Annotated in this window: 15 protein-coding genes; 13 read left to right on the plus strand and 2 right to left on the minus strand. The window is 65.3% G+C overall.

The window, feature by feature from the left end; all coding sequences use genetic code 11:
- Positions 1 to 180: 180 nt before the first annotated feature.
- From WJ12_RS03500 to WJ12_RS03540, 9 genes are all read left to right on the plus strand, one after another.
- A complete protein-coding gene (locus tag WJ12_RS03500; protein WP_226103944.1) occupies positions 181 to 2472 on the plus strand; it encodes a glycosyltransferase family 2 protein in 2292 nt (763 codons plus the stop codon).
- A 132-nt stretch (positions 2473 to 2604) separates the two neighbouring features.
- The gene (locus WJ12_RS03505; RefSeq protein WP_034187193.1) at positions 2605 to 3564 is read left to right on the plus strand and encodes a phytanoyl-CoA dioxygenase family protein; all 960 of its coding nucleotides are present in this window, start codon (positions 2605 to 2607) and stop codon (positions 3562 to 3564) included.
- Positions 3565 to 3933: 369 nt separating this feature from the next.
- Positions 3934 to 5139 (plus strand): capsule biosynthesis protein, encoded by a 1206-nt coding sequence (locus WJ12_RS03510; protein WP_059557306.1) that lies wholly within the window; start codon positions 3934 to 3936, stop codon positions 5137 to 5139.
- Positions 5132 to 5923 carry an SDR family NAD(P)-dependent oxidoreductase gene (locus tag WJ12_RS03515; protein ID WP_034187195.1) on the plus strand — a complete coding sequence of 264 codons (792 nt, stop codon included), beginning with the start codon at positions 5132 to 5134 and terminating at the stop codon, positions 5921 to 5923. Before WJ12_RS03510 ends, WJ12_RS03515 begins: the two co-directional genes overlap by 8 nt.
- Entirely contained in the window at positions 5920 to 7449 is a 1530-nt protein-coding gene (locus tag WJ12_RS03520; RefSeq protein ID WP_034187196.1) for an LTA synthase family protein, read from the plus strand. The genes WJ12_RS03515 and WJ12_RS03520 overlap by 4 nt, the downstream gene beginning before the upstream one ends.
- Positions 7450 to 7452: 3 nt before the next feature.
- On the plus strand, positions 7453 to 15081 hold the full coding sequence (locus WJ12_RS03525; protein WP_059557304.1) for a type I polyketide synthase: 7629 nt from the start codon (positions 7453 to 7455) through the stop codon (positions 15079 to 15081).
- On the plus strand, positions 15078 to 15995 hold the full coding sequence (locus tag WJ12_RS03530; RefSeq protein ID WP_034187198.1) for a UDP-3-O-acyl N-acetylglycosamine deacetylase: 918 nt from the start codon (positions 15078 to 15080) through the stop codon (positions 15993 to 15995). Before WJ12_RS03525 ends, WJ12_RS03530 begins: the two co-directional genes overlap by 4 nt.
- Before the next feature lie 64 nt (positions 15996 to 16059).
- Entirely contained in the window at positions 16060 to 17388 is a 1329-nt protein-coding gene (locus WJ12_RS03535; protein WP_059557302.1) for an aminotransferase class I/II-fold pyridoxal phosphate-dependent enzyme, read from the plus strand.
- Positions 17385 to 18059 (plus strand): GNAT family N-acetyltransferase, encoded by a 675-nt coding sequence (locus tag WJ12_RS03540; protein ID WP_059557300.1) that lies wholly within the window; start codon positions 17385 to 17387, stop codon positions 18057 to 18059. Before WJ12_RS03535 ends, WJ12_RS03540 begins: the two co-directional genes overlap by 4 nt.
- A gap of 21 nt (positions 18060 to 18080) precedes the next feature.
- On the opposite strand, the gene WJ12_RS03545 is transcribed toward WJ12_RS03540, so the two are convergent.
- Complete coding sequence (locus WJ12_RS03545; RefSeq protein WP_059557298.1) at positions 18081 to 18914, minus strand: class II glutamine amidotransferase; 834 nt, start codon at positions 18912 to 18914, stop codon at positions 18081 to 18083.
- A 195-nt stretch (positions 18915 to 19109) separates the two neighbouring features.
- A complete protein-coding gene (locus WJ12_RS03550; RefSeq protein ID WP_034187202.1) occupies positions 19110 to 19439 on the minus strand; it encodes a carboxymuconolactone decarboxylase family protein in 330 nt (109 codons plus the stop codon).
- A 130-nt stretch (positions 19440 to 19569) separates the two neighbouring features.
- Between WJ12_RS03550 and WJ12_RS03555 the strand changes: the two genes are divergently transcribed.
- From WJ12_RS03555 to WJ12_RS03570, 4 genes are all read left to right on the plus strand, one after another.
- Entirely contained in the window at positions 19570 to 20517 is a 948-nt protein-coding gene (locus WJ12_RS03555) for a cupin domain-containing protein (RefSeq protein ID WP_034187203.1), read from the plus strand.
- A 103-nt stretch (positions 20518 to 20620) separates the two neighbouring features.
- Positions 20621 to 21064 carry an inner membrane protein YiaA gene (gene yiaA, locus WJ12_RS03560; RefSeq protein ID WP_034187204.1) on the plus strand — a complete coding sequence of 148 codons (444 nt, stop codon included), beginning with the start codon at positions 20621 to 20623 and terminating at the stop codon, positions 21062 to 21064.
- A gap of 236 nt (positions 21065 to 21300) precedes the next feature.
- Entirely contained in the window at positions 21301 to 21621 is a 321-nt protein-coding gene (locus WJ12_RS36710) for a hypothetical protein (protein WP_231750635.1), read from the plus strand.
- Between the two features lie 3 nt (positions 21622 to 21624).
- Entirely contained in the window at positions 21625 to 22011 is a 387-nt protein-coding gene (locus tag WJ12_RS03570) for a fatty acid desaturase family protein (protein WP_051700952.1), read from the plus strand.
- The last annotated feature ends 39 nt before the right edge of the window (positions 22012 to 22050 follow it).

Genomic DNA, 22050 nt, shown 5'->3' on the forward strand with positions numbered 1-22050 from the left:
TGACCGTAGTCTTGTCAAGGCTTGCCCCGTGCGGACTTGATGTGCTTCACCGTACTCGCTCGGACGGTGCATGACGGGGGCGCGAGACTGTATGTACGCTGTCTCCGCTTGCGCGCCGCGCGCGACATCTCGGGCGGCGGGACCGATTTGTCGCCGGTAGCTTCTCCATTTTCGATCAATATGAAAGATTTTCTCCTGTCGATTGTGCGTCGAACCGTTCGATTCAAGGTCAATCCTGTCCGGGATCTGGCTTTGTCCGGGCCGACGTCTTCCGACTGGATGTCGACAGGCGAGCATCCCCTCTTCGATCTGGCGCCGGAGAGCGGGGCCGATGTCGTCCCGACGGGCTGGGTGCATATCGAATCCAGGATGATCCGGCGGGGCGCGCATCTGGTGGCCCGGCTCCACGTGGATACCGGATTGGGTTTTACCGATGCAGAGTCCTTTGTCATTCCCGCGACTCGGCTGGGAATTGTCAAACATGTCGTCAGAATCTCGCCCGGGGCGCGCCGTTTGCGGCTGTCGCCCATGTGTGGCGAAGGTATCGTCCGGTTGGAGTTTCTGCGAATCACTCGAATAACTCGTGCAGAGAAGGTTATCAGAATGGCCGGGCAGGTAATCGGTGATCTGATAAAATTCAAAAATACCAATCAAGCAAGAAAATACAATCTCACTTGGACTCGTTTGTTGACGGATCTGGAGGGCGCATACGCGGATTGTGCAAAATTGCGATTCCATTCTGCTCCGATGGATTACGAATCGTATGTAAGAAAATTTGATACCTTGCGTCAATCCGATATTTCAGAGATCAGGCAGCACATCGATTCTTTCATCAAGAAGCCGTTGATTTCGGTTCTGATGCCGGCGTGTGAGGCATCGATCGATTACTTGAAATCTGCCGTGCAGTCCGTTTTCGGGCAGATCTATGAAAATTGGGAATTATGCATTGCTGCCGACGAGGTGAATGATCCGGAAGTGGTTTCGTATTTGGAGTCGGTTTCTGGAAAAGATGATCGGGTAAAGATTGTTTCTCGGGAGATGGGTGGATGCGTATCAATCGCTGAAAATAGTGCCCTCGAGATGGCGACGGGGGAGTTCGCCACGATTCTCGGCCGAAATGATGTTCTCTCGCTTCACGCACTTTATTTCGTTGCCTTGAAGGTCAATGAAATTGATGGACTGAATGTAATATATTCAGACAAGGATGAAATCGATCGAAACGGGATTCGAGGCGATGGCTGTTTCAAGAGTTCCTGGAACCCTGACCTGTTTTTCTCCTGCGATCTGATTTCGCATCTGGCTGCGTATAGAACATCCGTCTTGCGCGAGATAGGCGGGTTTCGGGTCGAATTCGAGGGCGCTCAGGACTACGATCTCGCACTTCGTTGCGTGAAAGCGAGCACGGCGTCCCAGATTTGTCATATCCCGCGCGTGCTCTATCATTCCCGGCGTGGGAATGGGCCCGGATGCGATCCGGACAATGGCATTGGCCAGGCCGGGCAGAGGGCGCTTTCGGATTACTTCAAGGATCAACCCGGAGTGAGCGTTTCCTGCGGGCATCTAGCTGGAACTTATCGGGTGCAGTATCCGGTGCCCACGCCCGCACCAAGGGTCACCGTCATCATACCGACTCGAGATGGCGGCCCGTTATTGAAGAAATGCATCCATAGCCTGTTTCACGGAACCTCCTATGAGAACCTGGAGGTCATCGTGGTCGATAATCAAAGCGAAAGCCGGGAGACGGTTGATTATTTGCAGTCCCTGTCGGCGAAAATCGGTGTGATGGTTTTGAAGTATGATTTCCCTTTCAACTACTCTTCAATAAACAACTTCGCTGTCAAGCATGCATCAGGCGATGTGCTGTGTTTTTTGAATGACGACGTGGAAGCAAGCGAGCCGGACTGGTTGAAAGAGATGGTTTCGCACGCGTGGCGCCCGGAGATCGGTGCCGTAGGGGCGAAGCTGCTCTACGCGGACGGATTCATCCAACATGCGGGCGTGGTGATGGGGATTGGCGGTTTCGCCGGCCATGCGCACAAGTTGTATCCCGCGGCGCACCCGGGCTATGCCGGGCGTGCGATGTTGACGCAGAATTTCTCGGCAGTCACGGGAGCGTGCCTGGTCATGCGGCGTGAAGTGTTTCAAGCTGTTGGTGGATTTGACGAAGAAAATCTTCCGGTGGCATTCAACGATGTCGATTTGTGCCTTCGTGTGCGGGAAGCGGGCTATCGAATATTGTGGACCCCTTACGCAGTCTTGTATCACTATGAATCCTATAGCAGGGGCGATGATCAGATGTCTCCCGAGAAGCGCGCCAGATTTAATGGGGAGAAGAGCTTCATGCTTTCCAGATGGCGAACCGATCAATTTAATGATCCGTACTACAATGAAAATTTGACCCTTGATCGGGAGGATTTTGCTATTTCGGATTTTTCAAGGGTATGTAATCCCTGGCAAGCTCGAGCGAAATGAGTTGTTTTTGCTATTTTAAAATTCTTCCGGAATACAGGTGGGATTCCGTGAAGGAATAGGATTTTTGGCTGTTATGTGATCCCCCCCCCTGGTGTATCCCGGAGAGGGTAAGGTAACGCAAAAGGAGTATTCATGGATGTAAAAAAGCGTCTGCTTCCGGGCATTCCGTTGATCGAGTCCCCACTGTTCGACGCCGAGATTGAGCAGGCGGAGTTGACGTCCGGCGAGCGCGAGATTGCGCGGGCGTTGAATCGCAACGGCTATGCGGTGATCGATTTTCCCGATGCTGAACTCGATGCGCGGATTACGCGTATTCGCGAGCGCCTGGCCGGGCAGTTTGTCGAAACGGGACTGAGTAGCGATGGCGTGGTCCATGGTGCTGGCCGTATCCAGGACGCGTGGATAAAGGACCCGGACGTCAAGGCGATTGCCACCAATCGTCAGATGCTGGATTTGCTCGAACGCTTGTATGGTCGGGCCGCATTTCCATTCCAGACGCTCAATTTCCGGGTTGGTACGCAGCAACCGTTGCATACCGATGCGGTGCATTTCTCGTCGATCCCGCAGCGCTTCATGTGCGGGGTGTGGGTCGCTCTCGAAGACATCTCGCCGGAGTCAGGGCCGCTTCAACTGGTCCCCGGATCGCACAACTGGCCGATGATCGACAATGCAACGGCCGGTCGGCGCGGGTTTGGGGTGTCCGGCGAATCGGCGCAATTGCCCTATCAGGAAATCTGGGATTGCATGGTGGCGGCAAAGGGCGCCACCATCAAGACATTCGAAGCGCGTAAAGGGCAGGCGCTGATCTGGTGTGCCAATCTGCTGCACGGCGGGAGTCCGCAAATCGATCCCGCCATGTCACGCTGGTCGCAAGTGACGCACTATTTTTTCGATGATTGCGTCTACTATACGCCCGCGTTTTCCGACGAATACCTGGGCCGTTTGCAGCTTCGCAATCTGGTCAACATCGTCGACGGTACACCCAAACCCAATTCCTATCTTGGCGAGATGGTCACGCAGTCGCCGGCCGGCGGCATGCCGCGCAAATCGCGAACCTTGACGGGACGACTGCGCAAGTGGATGCAGGGGTGATGCGTGCCGAATGCGGAAGGCGGGGCGTTCCTGCGACGCGCCGGGCCCCAGGCCGGCGACGAGGCGGACGGCATGGAGAAGCAATCGGTGCGGATGCCGGCCTCCTGTCGAGCCGGTCCACCCGCAAATATGCGACGCTCGTGCGAAAGCGGATTCGGAGAGGGGTATATGTCGTTTTTTTGACGATCACGCATATTTCTCATTTGCATTGCAATGAGGTATCCTCCCTACCTTGCGGCGGTCATCGCCGCCTCATTCAGCCATTGAGGCTGACACGAGAGATTACGGGGATTGCGCGCATTACATGTGCCTTTCCAAATCATTGCGCTCGTGCTTAGCGTCTCTTCGATCCTCGATTCAATAACTTAGATGCCGCGCTCGTTTCTCGTGCTGCAAGGCACTGCCTCGCTTTTTTTCTATCAACTCGCGCGTGCCCTCCAGGACAAGGGGTTTGCCGTCCATCGAGTAAATTTTTGCGGTGGCGATTTGTTGTATGGTGGGACAGGGGCTGTTTTGAATTATAGCGGCGAGGTTGGGAATTTGCCGCAGTGGTACGACGATGTCGTGAGGCGAGAAGGAATCACCGACGTCGTCATGTTCGGCGACTGCCGCGACATACATCGCGAGATGCTGGCGGTCTCGGCTGAGCATGATCTGCGGGTTCACGTATTCGAAGAAGGTTACGTCCGGCCGCACTGGATCACGCTGGAGAGCCACGGTGTCAACGGGCGCTCGTTGCTGCCGCGCGATCCCGCCTGGTATCTGCAGCAACGCAGCGTGACACCGCCTGCCGAGCAGTGGCAGGCCACGGGCTATAACCTGTACGAGCGCGCGTTCCACGACATTGCGTATCGTTTTGCAAACGCGATGTGCTGGCCCCGTTTTCCGAAGTATCGCAGTCACCGGCCTAAAAATGGATTTCTCGAGTATTCAGGGCTCGCTGTCCGGATGCTTCTGCAGCGCAGGCACCGGCGTGAAGCAGAGCGCGTAACGCGGGAATTGCTCGACGGCGTGCGGCCTTACTACCTGTTTCCTCTTCAATTGAATTCGGATGCGCAAATCGTCGTGCATTCTTCTTTCGATGGAATTCGGGCGGCAATCAGCCATGTTTTGGAATCCTTCGCGCGATATGCGCCGCGAGATGCGCTGCTGGTCATCAAAAATCACCCGCTGGACACAGGGCTGATCGAGTATCGCAATTTTTCGCTTAAAATTGCGCGTGCCGCAGGCATGGAAGATCGGATTCGTTTCATCGACGCCGGCCATCTTCCGACATTGCTTGAACGCGCACGCGGGGTCGTGGTCATCAACAGCACGGTCGGGTTGTCCGCGCTGCATCACAAGCGGCCGTTGGTCGCGCTTGGATCGGCTATCTACAATCTGAGCGGCCTGACCTGGCAGGGTGATCTCGATGACTTTTGGCTTGGCGGGATGCCTCCTGATATGGACCTTTATCACGCGTTCCTCGACTATGTGATGCATCACACGCAGATCAACGGCGATTTCTACACCCGGTCCGGTATCGCAATGGCCATTGCGGGCGCGGTCGCCCGGCTAGAGCGTGCGGATGACTAGGGCGCCGATCCGGAGCGTCGTAGTCACGGGAGCAAGCGCGGGCATCGGGCGTGCGCTTGCGCTTGCGTATGCGCAATCCGGCGCCGTGCTCGGCATCATCGGACGGAACGAAGCGCAACTCGAATCGACCGCGGCGGCCTGCCGCGCGCGAGGCGCGACAGTGATTGTCGGTATCGTCGACGTGCGGGACGCCGAACCGGTTCGCGAGTGGCTGCATCGTTTCGACGATCAGTATCCGATCGAGCTGCTCATCGCCAATGCTGGCGTCGCGAGCACGCTGTCCTCCGCATCTGACTGGGAGGACCTCGACCGTATCACCACCGTCGTCGATACGAATTTCTACGGTGCGATGCACACGGTCCTCCCGGTTGTCGAACGCATGCGTGCCCGCAAGCGCGGCCGCATCGCCGCGGTCAGTTCCCTGGCTGCGCTTCGCGGCATGGCGATTTCGCCCGCGTACTGCGCAAGCAAATCGGCGATCAAGGCCTATGCCGATTCTGTTCGTCCGCTGCTGAAGCGAGACGGAATCGGTGTCTCGGTCATTCTTCCCGGTTTTGTCAAGACGTCGATGAGCGACGTTTTCCCCGGTGACAAGCCGTTCATGTGGACTGCCGGGCAGGCCGCGGCATATATCCGCAGAAAGCTCGATGCCGGGCGCGCGGAAATCGCATTCCCGGGCCTGCTTGCGTTCGGCATGCGCATCCTGACCGTGTTGCCCATCACGCTGGCCGATGCAATTCTCGACAAGCTTTCGTATCTGCCCGGCAAGGAAGACGTAAATTGACGGGCGCTATCTGGCTCGCGCTCGCCGTTGCGGCAGGCATATCGTTTCTGCCGGACCTGATCGCAATTCCGCGTGCGTCGTTGCGGCGTCGCACAGATGCGCTGCTGTTGCACGTGGTTTCTGTTGTGTTCTTCGCGGCGCTGATGCTGCTAGCCACCGCGCGCCCGATCTTTTCTGCATCCGTCGCGGTCGCGCTGGTCGGGCTCGTCGCGGTTGTGAGCAATGCCAAATATGAATCCCTGCGCGAACCGTTCGTTTTTACCGATCTCAGCCTGTTCAGTCAGTTGTTCTCGCACCCGCGGCTCTATCTGCCGTTCCTGAGCGCGGGCAAGGTCGTGGCGATCGGCGCGGGGATCGTGCTCGTCGTCACTGGCTATCTCGCCGAGGCGCCCGTCACGCCGAGTCCGGTGCTCGCGCTGGCGGCTGTTGCAGTTTTTACATTCTTACTGGCGCGATACATTGCAGCTCACCTGCCATTGGCGCTCGACGCCGAGGAAGATCAGCGCCGTCACGGTTTTTTCGCAGTCTTCATCGCATACTTGCTGAACGGCATGCGTCCCGCGGCATTCGAAGCCTTCCGGCGCGTGGTCGAAGCGGGCCCCTTCGTCTCGGGTACGTCGGTGCAGCGCCCCGACGTCATCGTGATCCAGAGCGAATCGCTCTTTGACGTGCGACGCATCTCACCCGCGATTGCGCCTGCCGTCCTTTCCCGTTTCGATCGCGCGAAACGCGAAGCGGTCTGCTATGGCGAGCTTTCGGTGCCGGCATGGGGCGCAAACACGATGCGCACGGAATTCTCGATGCTGACCGGCCTGTCGTTCGAGCGCCTCGGTTACGCGCGCTTTTATCCATATGCGTTCGTGCGTCGCGCAGGCGCGTCGATCGCAAGCTGGTTCGGCCGCGGCGGTTACGAGACGCTGGCGCTTCATCCGTACTACGCCGATTTCTTTGGCCGCAATCGTGTCTTTCCGTTGTTGGGATTCGACACATTTCTCGATATCGAATACTTTGCCGACGCGCCGCGTGCCGGCCCGTATATCTCCGACGCCGCCGTGCTGGACGCAGTGATTGCCTTGCTGGAAGGCGAGCGCAAGAAACCGCGCTTCATCTTCGCAATGACAATGGAAAACCACGGCCCCCTGCACCTGGAGCAGGTTTTACCCGGAGAATCGTCTTCGAGGCATACTCTTGGCGAAGACGCCTCCTGGCGCGACCTGACCGCATATCTACGGCACATTGAAAATGCCGACGCGATGATCGGGCGCTTGCTCGATCATTTGCGTACCAGCGATCGTGAAACAGTCGTTTGTTTCTACGGCGACCACGTTCCCGCGCTGCCTCATGTATTCGAAAAACTAGGCGTTACACCGCAAAACAGCGACTACTTCATATGGCGGAACTACGGCACGGATACTCCCGAACGCCGTGACCTGGCTGCCGAAGAACTCGGGTCGGTACTTTTGCATGTGGTACAAGATGACGGAAATCGCGTGGAAGAGCCGCACGCATCCGAGAAAGCGACATAAAAGATGAACAGTAAGATTGCAATAATTGGGGTGGCTTGTCGGTTTCCCGGGAGCGCTAACAATCTCGGCGACTTCTGGCAACTGCTGCGCGACGAACGCGACGCAGTGACCGAAATCCCCGCCGACCGCTTCGGCACCGATTTCTACCAGCACCCGTCCAAGCGCGAACCGGGCAAGAGCTACACGTTCGCGGCCGGCTTGCTCGACAACGTCGCCGGCTTCGACGCCGCATTCTTCGGCATTTCCCCGCGCGAAGCGGCCCAGATGGACCCGCAGCAACGCCTGCTGCTCGAACTCGCATGGGAAGCGTTCGAGGACGCGGGCGTGCGCCCGGCCGACATGCGCGGCAGCAACTGCGGCGTGTTCGTCGGCGCCGCCAGCATGGATTACGGCAACCGCAACATGGACGATCTGAACGTGATCGATCCGTATTCGGCGACCGGCAACACCCTGAGCATCGCGTCGAACCGCGTGTCCTACCTGTTCGACCTGCGCGGTCCGAGCATGTCCGTCGACACGGCCTGCTCGTCGTCGCTCGTCGCGCTCCACCAGGCCGTCAAGGCGCTGCAGTCCGGCGAAGCCGAGATGGCGCTCGCGGGCGGCGTCAACCTGCTGCTGCATCCGTTCGGCTTCGTCAGCTTCTCCAAGGCGTCAATGCTGTCGCCGCGCGGCCGTTGCCGCGCATTCGATGCGACCGGCGACGGCTACGTGCGCTCCGAAGGCGGCGCATTCGTACTGCTCAAGCCGCTCGATCGCGCGCTCGCCGACGGCGACACGATCCACGCGGTGATCGCCGGCTCCGGCGTGAACTCGGTCGGCCACTCGCCGGGCGGCATCAGTGTGCCCGGCGCGGCCGCGCAAGCGTCGCTGCTGCGCAGCGTGTACGCGCGCGCCGGTATCGATCCGCAGTCGCTCGCGTACCTCGAGGCGCACGGCACCGGCACGGCGGTCGGCGATCCGATCGAGGCGCGTGCGCTGATCGACGTCGTGTCGGGCGAGCGCCCGGTCGATCGTCCGCTGCTCATCGGTTCGGTGAAGACCAACATCGGCCACCTCGAAACGGCCTCCGGCATGGCCGGCCTGCTGAAGGCCGTGCTGTGCCTGAAGCATCGCGCGGTGCCGCGCTCGCTGCATTTCGTCACGCCCAATCCCAGCATCGATTTCGACGGCGGGCGCCTGCGCGTCGTCGATCGCTACATGCCGCTCGATGCGGGCGACGCGCCGCTGACGGTCGGCGTCAACTCGTTCGGCTTCGGCGGCACGAACGCACACGTCGTGCTGACCGAGGCGCCGGCTGCCCGTGACGTGTCGACGGCAGTACCGGAACCGGCCGATGCGCTGTCTCCGCTCGTGCTGACCGCGCGCAGCGCGACTGCGCTCGGCGCGCTCGCGGGCCGCTATCTGGCGACGCTCGACAACGGCGGCGACTGGCAGGCGCTAGCCGCCGCGGCCGCACGCCGCCGTCAATGGCTCGAACATCGCGCGATCGTCGCGCCGGCCGACGTGGCCGAAGGCCGCGCGGCGCTGGCGGCACTGGCCCAGCCGGCGCGGGAAGGCGTGCCGGCCTGCGTGGTCACCGGTCAGGCGCCCGCGGACACGCCGCGCACCGCGCTCGTGTTCTCGGGCAACGGTTGCCAGTGGGTCGGGATGGGCAACGAACTCTACGCGGAAAACGCCGTCTTCCGCGCGGCGCTCGACGAAGTCGACGCGCTGTGGTGCGCCGACGGCAGCCCGTCGCTCGTCGACGTGATGCGCGGCGGCCCGGGCGCGGAATGGCTGGCCGGCGCGGGCGCCGAATGGCTCGCCGCGACCGAGAACGCGCAGCCGCTGCTGTTCGCGATCCAGGTCGGCATGATCCGCGTGATCGATGCGCGCGGGATGCGTTACGACGCGGCGATCGGCCATAGCGTCGGCGAGATTGCCGCGGCGTGGGTGACGGGTGCGCTGTCGCTCGCCGATGCGGTGCGCGTGATCAAGATCCGCAGCCGCGCGCAGTCGATGACGCGCGGCAGCGGCCGGATGGCCGCGGTCGGCATCGGCGACGCGGCCGCACGCGAACTGATCGCGCGTCACGGGCTCGCGCGGCGCGTCGAAATCGCCGGCATCAACAGCCCCGATGCGGTCACGCTGGCGGGCGAACTGCAGGGCCTGCAGGCACTTGAGGCCGCGCTGCGCGGCAGCGGCAAGTTCTTCCAGATGCTCGATCTCGACTATGCGTTCCACAGCAGCCACATGGATCGCATCGAGCCGATCGTGCTGGCCGAACTGGCCAGCCTGCGGCCGCAACCGGGCAACGGTACGTTCGTATCGACCGTGACCGGCGGGGCGTTCTCCGGTACCGAGCTCGACGCGCGCTACTGGTGGCGCAACATCCGCGAGCCCGTGCGCTTCGGTGACGGTGTCGCGTATCTGATCGAGCAGGGCGTCCGGCTGTTCGTGGAAGTGTCGCCGCATTCGATCCTGCGCACGTACGTGAAGCAGGCGTTCACGGCGGCGGCCGTGGCCGGCACGGTGCTGCCGACGCTCAAGCGCGATCACGGCAGCGCGGCGACGCTGCGGCAGGCGGTTCTTGCGGCGATCGCGCACGGCGCGAGCGTCGATCCGGATCGCTTTGCACCGGGCACGTTGCGCGCGGCGTTGCCGTCCTATCCGTGGCAGCGCGACCGGTTCTGGCTGACGCCGACCGTCGAAGGCTACGGCCTCGTCAATCGCCGCCGCGAGCATCCGTTGCTCGGCTATCGCCTGCACGAACACGCGTTCGGCTGGGAAAACCAGCTCGATCCGGCGAAGCTGCCGATGCTGGCCGATCACGTCGTCGACGGCGGCGTGGCGTTCCCGGGCGCGGGTTACGTCGAAATGGCGCTTGCCGCTGCGCGCACCTTCTTCGATACGCCGGATGCGGCACTCGAAAACGTCGAGATCCGCACGCCGGTCGTGTTCCAGCCGCAGCAGTCGAAGCTGTTCCGGCTCGTGATCGAGCCGCGCACCGCGACCTTCACGATCGAGACGCGCGACCGGATGTCGGACGGCGCATGGACGCTGAACGTGACGGGGCGGATGCTGGAGAGCGGCTGCGCGCTCGGCGCCGCGCGGGTCGTCCCGTCCGGTACGCTCGAGCGCCTGCTTGCGCTGCCGGCCGCCGACGGCGACACGCTGTACGCGAACACCGCAGCGATCGGCCTCACGTACGGGCCGGCGTTCCGCTGGGTCCGGAGCGTGCGGGTCGCCGCGGGCGACGACGCGGCGCTGGCCGACGTCTCGGCACCCGCCGCATGCGGCGATGCGCGGGCGTTGTCCGCCTATCTGCTGCATCCGGCGCTGATGGACAGCGGGTTTCATCCGCTGTTCGCGCTGCTCGCCGCGCACGCGCGCGATGGCGAGCGTCCGGCTTACGTGCCGGTGCAGATCGGCCGGGTCGACTACCTGCGCGGCGATACGGTCGCTCGCGTGCTCGCGCGGATCGACCGGCGCAGCCCGCATTCGGTCGTCGCGCATTTCGAATTCCTCGACGCGCAAGGCGCGATCGTCGCGCGGCTCGGCGCTTGCCGGTTCCGGCGCGTCGACCTCGTCGGCCGCCGGCAGAACCTGCCTGCGCGCTTCGTGTACCGCCTCGAAGAGGCGCCGCTGCCGGGCGATGTCGATGCGGCCGGTCTGCCGGCGCCCGACGCGCTGCTTGCGCAGGCGGTCGCCCGGCTCGAGACGGCCGAGGACGACGGCCGCCGCACGCGGCATCTGACCGAAATACTGCCGCTGCTCGACGTGCTCGCGAGTCTCTACGTGCTGCGCGCATTCGATGCGCTCGGCGCGTTCGCCGACACCTGGCAGCCGGCGCCCGGGCGTGCGGCGCTGGCGGCGCGTCTTGCCGACATGCTCGTCGAGGACGGCCTGGCCCATCGCGACGGCGCGCACCTCGTACGCGACGACGCGGCATGCGCGGCGTTGCCGCCGCTCGACGAGCTGTGGCGCGGGCTGCTGGCCGAATCGCCGGCGCACGTGGCCGAGCTGACGCTGCTTGCGCATTGCGGCGCGGCGTTGGCCGACGTGCTGAGCGGCGCGAAGGATGGCGCACGCTGGCTGTCGCCGACCGGCCACAGTCTGGTCGAGCAACTCCTTGCCGCGTCGCCGACCTGGCAGCACGTGCACGCGCTGCTGACGGCCGGCGTCGGGCACGCGGTCGACGCATGGCAGCCGGCACGCCGGCTGCGCGTGCTCGAACTCGGTGCGACGGACGGCGACGTGCTGCAGACGCTCGGCATGCATCTCGCGGCCGCACGTTGCGATCACACGATTGCCGCGACGGCCGGCCAGCTGGCCGGGTTCGACACGGACGCGGAAGCGGCGGTGCGCACGGTGGCGCTGCAGTCGGGCGAGCGATTGTCGCTGTCGGCCGACGACGCCGGGCCTTACGACCTGATTGTCGCGAACCGCGCGCTGAGCGGCCGTCACGACGTGGCCGACGCGCTGCATGCGATGCGGTCGTGGCTGGCGCCCGGTGGATTGCTGCTGCTGGCCGAGTCGCGCCGCGGCCGTTTCTCCGACATCGTGTTCGCCGCGCAGGCGGCGTCGACGGAAGCCGACACGCCCGTGCCGCTGGCGCCGGCCGATCTCGAGGCCGCGCTCGCGCGCGCAGGCTACGTCGACGTTGTGCGGCACGTCGAGCAATCGCTCGACCTGGACGGCACGCCGACGTTCGTCGTCGCGCGCAATCCCGCGAGCACGAAGGCCGCCCAACATGGCAGCGACCCGAGCGATCTCGATACGCTCGCACGCAACGAACACTGGCTCGTGATGCACGCGCCGGGTGCGGTCGGCGGGTTCGGCGGGCAACTGGCCGATACGCTGGTGCGGGCGGGCTATCCGGCCGATATCGTCGACCTCACGCATGCGGCCGACGCGATTGCGTCGTTGCCGGCCGGGCAGCCGGCGCACGTCGTGTTCTGCGCACCGGAAACGCCGCTCGCCGAGGCCGCGACGGGCGACGTCCTGATGGCCGCGCAGCGTCACGGCGCGATCGCGCTGGCGGCACTCGTGCGCGCGCTCGGCGCGCAGCCGAACGCGGCCACGCGGCTGACCGTCGTCACGCGCGGCGGCGCGCCGTTTGCCGGGGCCGCGAATGCGCACCCGGAACAGGCGACGCTGTGGGGCCTCGGTCGCGTGCTCGCGAACGAGCATCCCGAACTCGCGTGCCGCCTGATCGATGTCGACCAGACGGCGGACGGGATTCCCGATGCGCTGATTCGCGAGCTGACCGGCTCGGCGGTCGAGGAGGAAGTCGTCCTGAGCGCACACGGGCGGCGGGTGCCGCGCATGCTGACGGCCGCGCAAGCCGCGGCGCGCAGCAATGGCGCGATCGCGCGCGCGTCGGTGCTCGCGTTCGACGCGCCGGGCTCGTTGCGCAATCTCGAATGGTTTGCGTTGCCCGAAAGCCCGTTGGGCGAGGACGAGGTGGAAATCGAGCCGGTTGCCACCGGCCTGAATTTCCGCGACGTGATGTATGCGATGGGGCTCCTGTCCGATGAGGCGGTCGAAACCGGCTTCGCGGGCGCGTCTATCGGCATGGAGCTGTCCGGCCGCGTCGTCCGGGTCGGCCGCGCGGTGAAGGCATTTGCGCCGGGCGACGCGGTGCTCGGCTTCGCGCCGGCATCGTTCGCGACGCGCGTCAGGACGCGTGCGCAAGCGATCGCGCCGAAGCCCGAACGCCTGTCGTTCGAGGAAGCGGCGACCGTGCCGACCACGTTCTTCACCGCGTATTACGCGCTCGTCGAACTCGCGCGGCTGCGCCGCGGCGAACGCGTGCTCGTGCACGGCGGCGCGGGCGGCGTCGGGATCGCCGCGATCCAGCTCGCGCGCCACTTCGGCGCGGAAGTGTTCGCGACGGCCGGCAGCGACGAGAAGCGCGAATTCGTGCGCCTGCTTGGCGCCGATCACGTGCTCGATTCGCGCAGTCTCGCGTTCGCGGACGAGATCCGCGCGATGACGGGCGGGCAGGGCATCGACATCGTGCTGAACTCGCTGGCCGGCGAAGCGATGGTGCGCAGCATCGACACGCTGCGTCCGTTCGGTCGTTTCCTCGAGCTCGGCAAGCGCGATTTCTACGAAAACAGCCATATCGGGCTGCGGCCGTTCCGCAACAACATCAGCTATTTCGGCATCGATGCCGACCAGTTGATGGGCGCGTTGCCGGAGCTGACCGAACGCCTGTTCGGCGAAGTGATGGCGCTGTTCGCGGCAGGCGTGCTGCATCCGCTGCCGTATCGCGCGTTCCCCGCCGAACGGGCCGAGGATGCGTTCCGCTACATGCAGCAGGCGCGCCAGATCGGCAAGGTGCTCGTGACCTATCCGTCCGGCACGCCGGCGCCGACGCGCGGTGTGACGGGCGCGGGCTCGCTCGCACTCGATCCGCGGGGCGCGTACCTGGTGGTCGGCGGCACGGGCGGGCTCGGCTTCGCGAGCGCGCGCTGGATGGTCGAGCGCGGCGCGCGCCGGATCACGCTGGCGAGCCGCTCCGGCGAACTCGCCGCCGCGGCGCGCGACGAGGTCGCGTGCTGGCGCGACACGCTGGGCGTCACCGTCGATGTCGTGTCGTGCGACGTGACCGATGCCGCGGCGGTCGACGCGATGATCGCCGCGATCGTCCGGCGCGACGTGCCGCTGAAGGGCGTGCTGCATTCCGCGATGTCGATCGACGATGGTCTCGTGCGCAATCTCGACGATGCACGCATGGCCGCGGTGCTCGCACCGAAGGTGGCCGGCGCGTGGAACCTGCATCGCGCGACGCGCGCGCTGCCGCTCGACCTGTTCGTGGTCTATTCGTCGGCGACGACCTATCTCGGCAATCCGGGGCAATCGAACTACGTCGCGGCCAACACCTTCCTGGAAGCGCTGGTCGAACATCGCCGCGCGGCAGGGTTGCCGGGCACGTTCATGGCCTGGGGGCCGCTCGAGGACGTCGGTTTCCTCGCGCGCCACGCCGATACGCGCGAAGCGTTGCAGTCGCGGATCGGCGGTGCGTCGATCACGTCCGACGAGGCGATGGTCGCGCTCGAGCGCACGCTGGTTGCAGGCGCGGCCGGCGAAGCCGTGGTCCGGCTCGACTGGCACGCGGTGGCGCGCGGGATGCCGGCCGCGAAGGCGCGCCGGTATGCGCTGCTGCAATCGCACGCGAGCGGCGGCGATGCGCGCGACGGCGGCACGCAGCTGCGCGAAGAGGTGCTCGCGTTGCCGCGCGACGAAGCGATCGCGCTGGTGGCGCGGACGCTGCAGGCGCAGATTGCGCGGATTCTGCACATGACGCCCGACCGCATCGCGCTCGACAAGTCGGTGCTCGACATGGGCATGGATTCGCTGATGGGGATGGAGCTCGGCCTTGCGGTCGAGGAAGCGTTCGAGGTCAAGCTGTCGGTGATGGCGATTGCCGAAGGCGCGTCGGTGACGACGCTGGCCGGGCGCATCGTCGATTCGATCGGCGCGTCGGCCGATGCCGACGCAGGCTCCGCGACCGATGCCGCGCAGGAGGCCGTCGCGGCGCTTGCCGCGAAGCATGCGATCGACGGTGAAGCGCGCGCGATGCTCGACACCGGGCCGGCGGCCGTTGCCGGTCATGCGTCGCCGCCGCTGGAGGTTGTCCGATGAGCGCACCGGCAGGCTGGGCGACGCGCCAGGGTACGCTGGCACAGCCGCTGACGATCGACGGGCACGGGCTGCACACGGGGCGCCGGGTGGGCGTGCGGATCCTGCCCGGACGCCCGGAAGACGGCGTGACGGGCATTGCGTTCCGCCGCGTCGCGCACGGGCGCGCACTCGCGACGCTGCCGGTCGATCCCGCGCTGCGCCGCGCGCAGCCGCTCTGCACGATGCTGCGCAATGCCGACGGCGTCGGCGTGCGCACCGTCGAGCATCTGCTTGCGTCGCTGCTCGCGTGCGAAATCGATCACGCGATCGTCGAGCTCGACGCGGAGGAGGTGCCGATTCTCGACGGCAGCGCAACGCCGTGGGTCGATGCGATCCGCGCATGCGGCCGCGTCGCGCTCGATGCGCCGAAACGCTTCATCCGGGTGCTGCGGCCCGTCGTCGTCACGGACGGCGAGGGCGACCAGCGGCGTGAAATGCGGATCGAGCCGGCGCCGCGCTACGAACTGAGTGTACGCAACGACCTGCGCGGCTTCGGCGACATGCACTGGGACGGCGCGCTGACGCCGGCCGCATTCGCGACCGAAATCGCGCCGTCGCGCTCGTACGGGCGCGTGAAGTGGGCCGTGCCGGCGATCGTCGCCGGGTATCTGCGCGGCGTGCCGATCCTGCGCGGCGCGCGGCCGTCGTGTACCGCGTCCATCGTCGGCAATCGCGTGCTGGGCGGGATGCGGCTGCCGGAAGAGTTCGTCCGGCATCGCGTGCTCGATCTGGTCGGCGATCTCGCGCTGGCCGGTGCGCCGCTGCTGGCGCGCGTGAGCGCGCTGCGGCCGAGCCACGAAATGAACTTTCGGCTGGTCGATGCGCTGCTCGCTACGCCCGATGCGTGGCAGTGGGCCGACTTTTCCGAGACTTGAAACCACGCTTTTTCAAAATACGCAGCGTAACATAGCGCCTTTTCAGGATACAGCGAAGGAAGCGATGGCACTGGGAGAGCATCTTCGCCAGCAACTGGCGGCGAAAGCCCTGAAACGGCAACTGGAACGCGCGACCGATGCCGCGGCGGCGCCCGGCGTGCCCGGCACGCCAGCTGCGCAGACCGCGTCGGCGCGCAGCCGCTTCGAATCGATGCCGCAGTATCAGCAGGTCCGGATCATGCGCGAGATGGGCGAGAAGCTGCGCGTCGACTCGCCGTTTTTCCGCGTGCACGACGGCGTCGCCGGTGCGACGACGCAGATCGGCGGCCGCGAATACCTGAACTTCGCGAACTACAATTACCTCGGCCTGGCCGGTGACCCGGACGTGTCCGCGCGTGCGAAAGCCGCGATCGACCGCTACGGCACGTCGGCATCGGCAAGCCGCATGGTCGCGGGCGAACGCCCGGTGCAGCGCGACCTCGAACGCGCGCTGGCCGCGTTCTACGAGACCGACGACTGCGTTGCGTTCGTGAGTGGCCACGCGACCAACGTGACCGTGATCGGCGCGCTGTTCGGCCCGGGCGACCTGGTCGTCCACGATGCGCTCGCGCACAACAGCATCGTGCAGGGCGCGCAGCTGAGCGGCGCGAAGCGGTTGAGCTTCCCGCACAACGACTGGCAGGCGCTCGACGAACTGCTGTCGCGCGTGCGCCGCGAATATCGGCACGTTCTGATCGCGATCGAAGGGCTGTACAGCATGGACGGCGATTTCCCCGACCTGCAGCGCTTCGTCGACGTGAAGACGCGCCACGGCGCGTTCCTGCTGGTCGACGAGGCTCACTCGCTCGGCGTGCTTGGCGCGACCGGCAAGGGTATCCGCGAGCATTGCGGCGTCGCGCCCGACCAGGTCGACATGTGGATGGGCACAATGAGCAAGACGCTGGCCGGCTGCGGCGGTTTCATCGCCGGCTGCCAGCCGCTCGTCGACATGCTGCGTCATCTGGCGCCGGGTTTTCTGTACAGCGTCGGACTCGCACCGACGCTCGCCGAAGCGTCGCTGGCCGCGCTCGAACGCCTGCAGGCGGAGCCGGCGCGCGTCGCGCAACTGCAGGCGCGCGGGCGGCAGTTCCTGACCGAGGCGCGCGCCGCCGGGCTGAATACGGGCACGAGTGCGGGTTATGCGGTCGTGCCGGTGATTACCGGGAGCTCGCTGAAGGCCGCGCAATGGGCGAATGCGATGTTCGATGAAGGGATCAACGTGCAGCCGATCTTCTATCCGGCCGTCGAGGAAAAGGCGGCGCGGCTGCGTTTCTTCATCTGCTCGACGCACGAACCGGAGCAGATCAGCCGGACGGTTGGCGTGTTGTCGCGGCTGGCGGGGCGGAGCGCATGACGCAGGCCGCCGCGTTCCCGCGGGCGGTTCCGCGCGCCGGCGAGCCCGCGCGGTTTCGCGCGGCCGATGCGGATGATGCGGCGGCGTGCGGGCCGCTCGTGTTTGCGTCCGGCGTGGCCGAATTCGGGTTCTTTCTCGGCGAAAGCGACGCGCGCTGCATCGCGTTCCTGCAGTGGGCATTCCGCTCGCGTCACGGGCGCTTCTCGTGGCGCCGGCACCGCGTCGCGGTTGCGCAAGACGGCACCGTGCTTGCCGTGATGGCGATTCACGACGGGCATCGGACGATGTTCGACGACGTGCATGTCGTGTGGGCCCTCGCGCGTTTCTTCGGCGTGCGCCGCACGATCGGCCAGTTGCTGCGCGGGCTGATCCTCGAAACGGAACTCCCGGCGCCGAAGCGTTCGCAGATCCTCGTCGCGCATTGCGCGACCGACGAGCGGCAGCGCGGCACGGGTATCTTCAGTGCGTTGTTCCGCGATGCGCTGGACGCCGGTGCGTTGCCGGCCGACGGCAGCCGCGACGTCGTGCTCGACGTGCTGACCCGCAATGGGCGCGCCCGGGCGCTGTACGAGCGGCTGGGGTTCGCCGCGCTGCCGCGGCGGCGCGAGCGTTCGCGCCGGCTGCCGGCCGAGCTCGATTCGATCCGGATGCGGTTCTCGCGCCGCGGCTGACGGCGCGCACGGCGCCGCCCGCTACTTGTGCCGCGGCGCGAACGGCTGCTGCAGCACATCCGCGCCATGCGCGACAATCGCCATCCCCTCCGGCACTTCCTCCCATGCACCGCGCAGGTCGACGAGCGGTTCCGACACGACCATGAACGCGTCGTCGCCGGCTTCGGCGATGCGCGGGTTATGTGGATACAGCTCGTGCAGGTGCTTGAACGACGTGCTGTGGAACAGCGAGCGTGATTGCCGTTCGCTCGAATAGCGCACCGCGATGATCCGGTCGCCGTCGGTCGCGCAGACCGTCATGTTGAGCGGATTGGCCACGCGATGCCGCGTGGCGGTTTCCTCGACCACGCCGACCATTCGTTCGAGTGCCGGCAGCGGCGTCTGTTCGAGGCCGTAAGTCAGCGCCAGGCGGAACATCAGCTCCGAATCGGTCGAGCCTTCGAGCGTCGGGAACCGCGCGGGATCGACCTTCATCGTCAGGTCGCGGCGCAGCTTGTGGAAGTCGCGGATCAACCCGTTGTGCGCGAACAGCCAGCGGCCGTGGCGGAACGGGTGGCAGTTGGTTTCCTGTACCGGCGTGTCGGTCGCCGCGCGGATATGTGCGATGAACATTCGCGAGCGGATCGCGCGCGCGGCTTCGCGCAGGTTGCGGTCGTTCCATGCCGGATGGACGGACCGGTAACGGAACGGGAGCTCGTCGGGGCGCCCGTACCAGCCGATGCCGAAGCCGTCGCCATTGGTGGTCGTGGCGCCGAGTTCCGAATGCAGGCTCTGGTCGATCAGCGAATGTTTCGCGCGGAACAGCACGGTTTCCAGATGGATCGGATTACCCGTATAGGCGAGCCAGCGGCACATGGAACGCTCCTTTACGATGGATCGTTCGCGCATGGTAGCCGACTTCGCGGCATGCCCGCGCCTGCGCGCGGCGCAGCGGCGGCTGCCGGCGCGAGCACGCCGGCCAATCTTCAACCATCGCGAGGTGCGTGGCCACCCGGCCGGACGGCCGGGCGCCACGCAGCAGGGTGGCCCGCGACGGCACTGCGGTGACGGTCAGTCGCCGAGCGCGTCCATCACGCGCGCCGAATAGACGAGCGCCGCGCCTGCATTCAGTGCGATCGCGACGCCGAGCGCTTCCGCCACTTCCTCCTTGGTTGCGCCGTGCTTCGTCGCCTCGGCGGTGTGAACGGCAATACAGCCGTCGCAGCGCGTCGTGACGGCCACCGCGAGCGCGATCAGCTCGCGCGTCTTTGCGTCGAGATGGCCGGTCTTGGCGCCGGCGCCGGACAGCGCCTTGTACCCGGCCAGCGTATCGGGCGACAGCTTGGCGATGTCGCCGATGCGCGTCGAGAGTTCCTTCCGGTATTCGTTCCAGTTCAGCATGATGCGTCCTTTTCGAGAAGAGGTGAGGAGGGCGGCGGGCGCCGCGATCTCGGGCGATGCAGACCTATTCTGATCGTTCGCGCTGAGGGTTTCGATACGCTAGAGTGTCAATTTTTAGCGCAATCGTCTCATGGATGCCTTGAGTCAACTGCTGTCGCTGGGGCGCAGCCATGTCGAGCTCGACGTGCGATGCCTGCTCGACGGGCCATTCGCGATGCCGCACGACCCGCTGCCGCCCGGCGAGGCGGCGTTCCATCTGGTGCTGACCGGCACGTGCCGGCTGCGCACGGCCGACGGGCGCATGCTGCAGCTCGCCGAAGGCGATTTCCTGCTGTTGCCAGCCGGCGGCGCACACGACTTGCTCGACACGGGGCGCGACCGGTCGCAGCCGGTCGTGCCGCTACGCGATTCGGGTGCCGGCGACGGCGCGGTGCTGCCGGTCAAGTCGAATCTCGATCCGGCCGCGCCGCACAGCGCGAGTGTGGACCTGCTGTGCGGACGGTTCGTCTACGCGCGTGGTGCAGGCGAATTGCTGATGCGCGCGTTGCCGCAGGTGCTGCACGTCGGATTGCGTGAGGCCTCGGGGTTCGAGCCGCTCCAACTGCTGACGAGCGTGCTGCGCACCGAGGCGTCGAACGTGCAGCCGGGCGCCGGCGCGATCGTGAACGCGCTCGGCCAGGCGCTGCTCGCGTATGCGTTGCGTGCCTATGGCCGCGGCGCGAGCGTGCCGTCCGGCTGGCTCGCGCTCGCGGCCGACGCGCGGCTCGGCCCGTCGGTCCAGGCCGTGCTGCGGGCGCCGGAGCAGCCGTGGACGGTCGAGTCGCTTGGCGACGCGGCGGCCATGTCGCGCGCGACGTATGCGCGGCATTTCCGCGAGAAAGCCGGGATGAGTGTCGGCGCGTTCGTCGCGCAGATCCGGATGATGCATGCATGCGCGTTGCTGCAGGACACGCAGCGCGGTCAGGCGGAGATCGGGCAGGCGGTCGGTTACCAGTCCGAGGCTGCCTTCGGCAAGGCGTTTCGCGCGGTGCTCGGCATGACGCCCGGGCGCTGGCGCCGCGCGCAGCGCGGCATGTAAGACTGCACCGGCGGCTGTCGTCTCGCGGACCAAAGCTGCTACCATGCGCAAAACGCAGTTCAACGAAAACGATTTCGAACAAGAAGAGAGAGAGGGCAAAGCAATGAACCAGACCACCATCCATCAGCCGTCGTTCGCGTTCGTGGCAGCATCGTGGGCCGCGCTGCTCGCCGGCTTCGCGGCATTCCTGATCGGCCTCTGGAACGCCGGCATGCAGCTCAACGAGAAGGGTTACTACTTCACCGTGCTGGTATTCGGCCTTTACGCGGCGATCTCGCTGCAGAAGAGCGTGCGCGACCGCGCGGAAGGTATTCCCGTCACCGGCATCTACTACGGCCTCAGCTGGATCGCGCTGCTGCTGTCGATCGCGTTGCTGATCGTCGGCCTGTTCAATGCCACGCTGCAACTGAGCGAAAAGGGTTTCTACGCGATGTCGTTCGTGCTCGCGCTGTTCGGCTCGGTGGCCGTGCAAAAGAACACGCGCGACCTGCAGAACGCGAAGCCGCGTTTTGCCGACGCAGAGTCCGCGCCGTCGATCCAGGAGTGATGCTGCGCACGGCGGGCGCCTGATCGGGCCGCCCGCTTCGCGACGAGGGTCGCGGCGGCCCGCTTTCGTCGGCGTGCCACAAGCCTCCTTACTGTCGGTTCATCCATACCGCTGCGCATGACGGCGGAGATATTCCGGATGCCTAACTTCAATGAAGCCGCACCGCGGTCGCTCGTTCCGTGGCGGCGAAGACCGCGCTCGTGCTGGAGACGAACAGCCTGCGTGGCGGCGCGGGCATGGCGCAGACCGTCGACAGCCTGAAGCGCCTCGTGTCTGCGCTGTTGCAACAGACCGTGCCGCCAGCGGCACTGGTGCAATGGGTCATCACGCACCACGGCTTGCCGGCGGATGCATGCGCCGAAATCACCGCGCTGGCCGGCCGCCCGATCGACTTCGTCGAGATCGGCGCAAATACCGCTAACTACGATGCGAAGAACGGCCGCTTGCTCGCTTTTGCGTGCGGGATCGGCTGTGTGACGAGCGTTGTGAAGCTTGCGCGCAGCAAGTTCGCGCATGTGTTGCCGAAGGCCGGAAATTCGCGCGCGTATGCGGCGTGAGGGGTGGCGTTGATGCTGGCCTGCGATGGCTTGCTGTTCGGCGCGCTCGCGTTCGCCGGACGCCCGCTGCTGTATATCGCATTGTGGATCGTGCCGTTCGTCACGCTGGTGTCGCTTGCCGGGCGGGTGCGCGCGATCTTCGAGCGCGCGGGGTTGCCGGCTGGCGAGGGCCGGAGCTGCAACGCGCGCACGATCGTCGAGCGTTCGTGGCAGACGTTCCTGTTCGGCCCGCATGTACGATTCATTTTCATATCGAACGTCACTGTTCGCGCGGATGCAGTTTCATTGCCTGCACGATCGCGCATCGGCAACTCTCGCAGCGGCTGCTGCTGCCTGAGGGCATCTGTGCACGGGATATGGGGTGGGCTGCGGGACGTGAGTGAGCGCTGACGTTTTGTTCGGCAAACTCGTTTCTATTCAAAAAAGCGC

Origin of the sequence: Burkholderia seminalis (assembly GCF_001718535.1) — a bacterium.
Lineage (GTDB): Bacteria > Pseudomonadota > Gammaproteobacteria > Burkholderiales > Burkholderiaceae > Burkholderia > Burkholderia seminalis.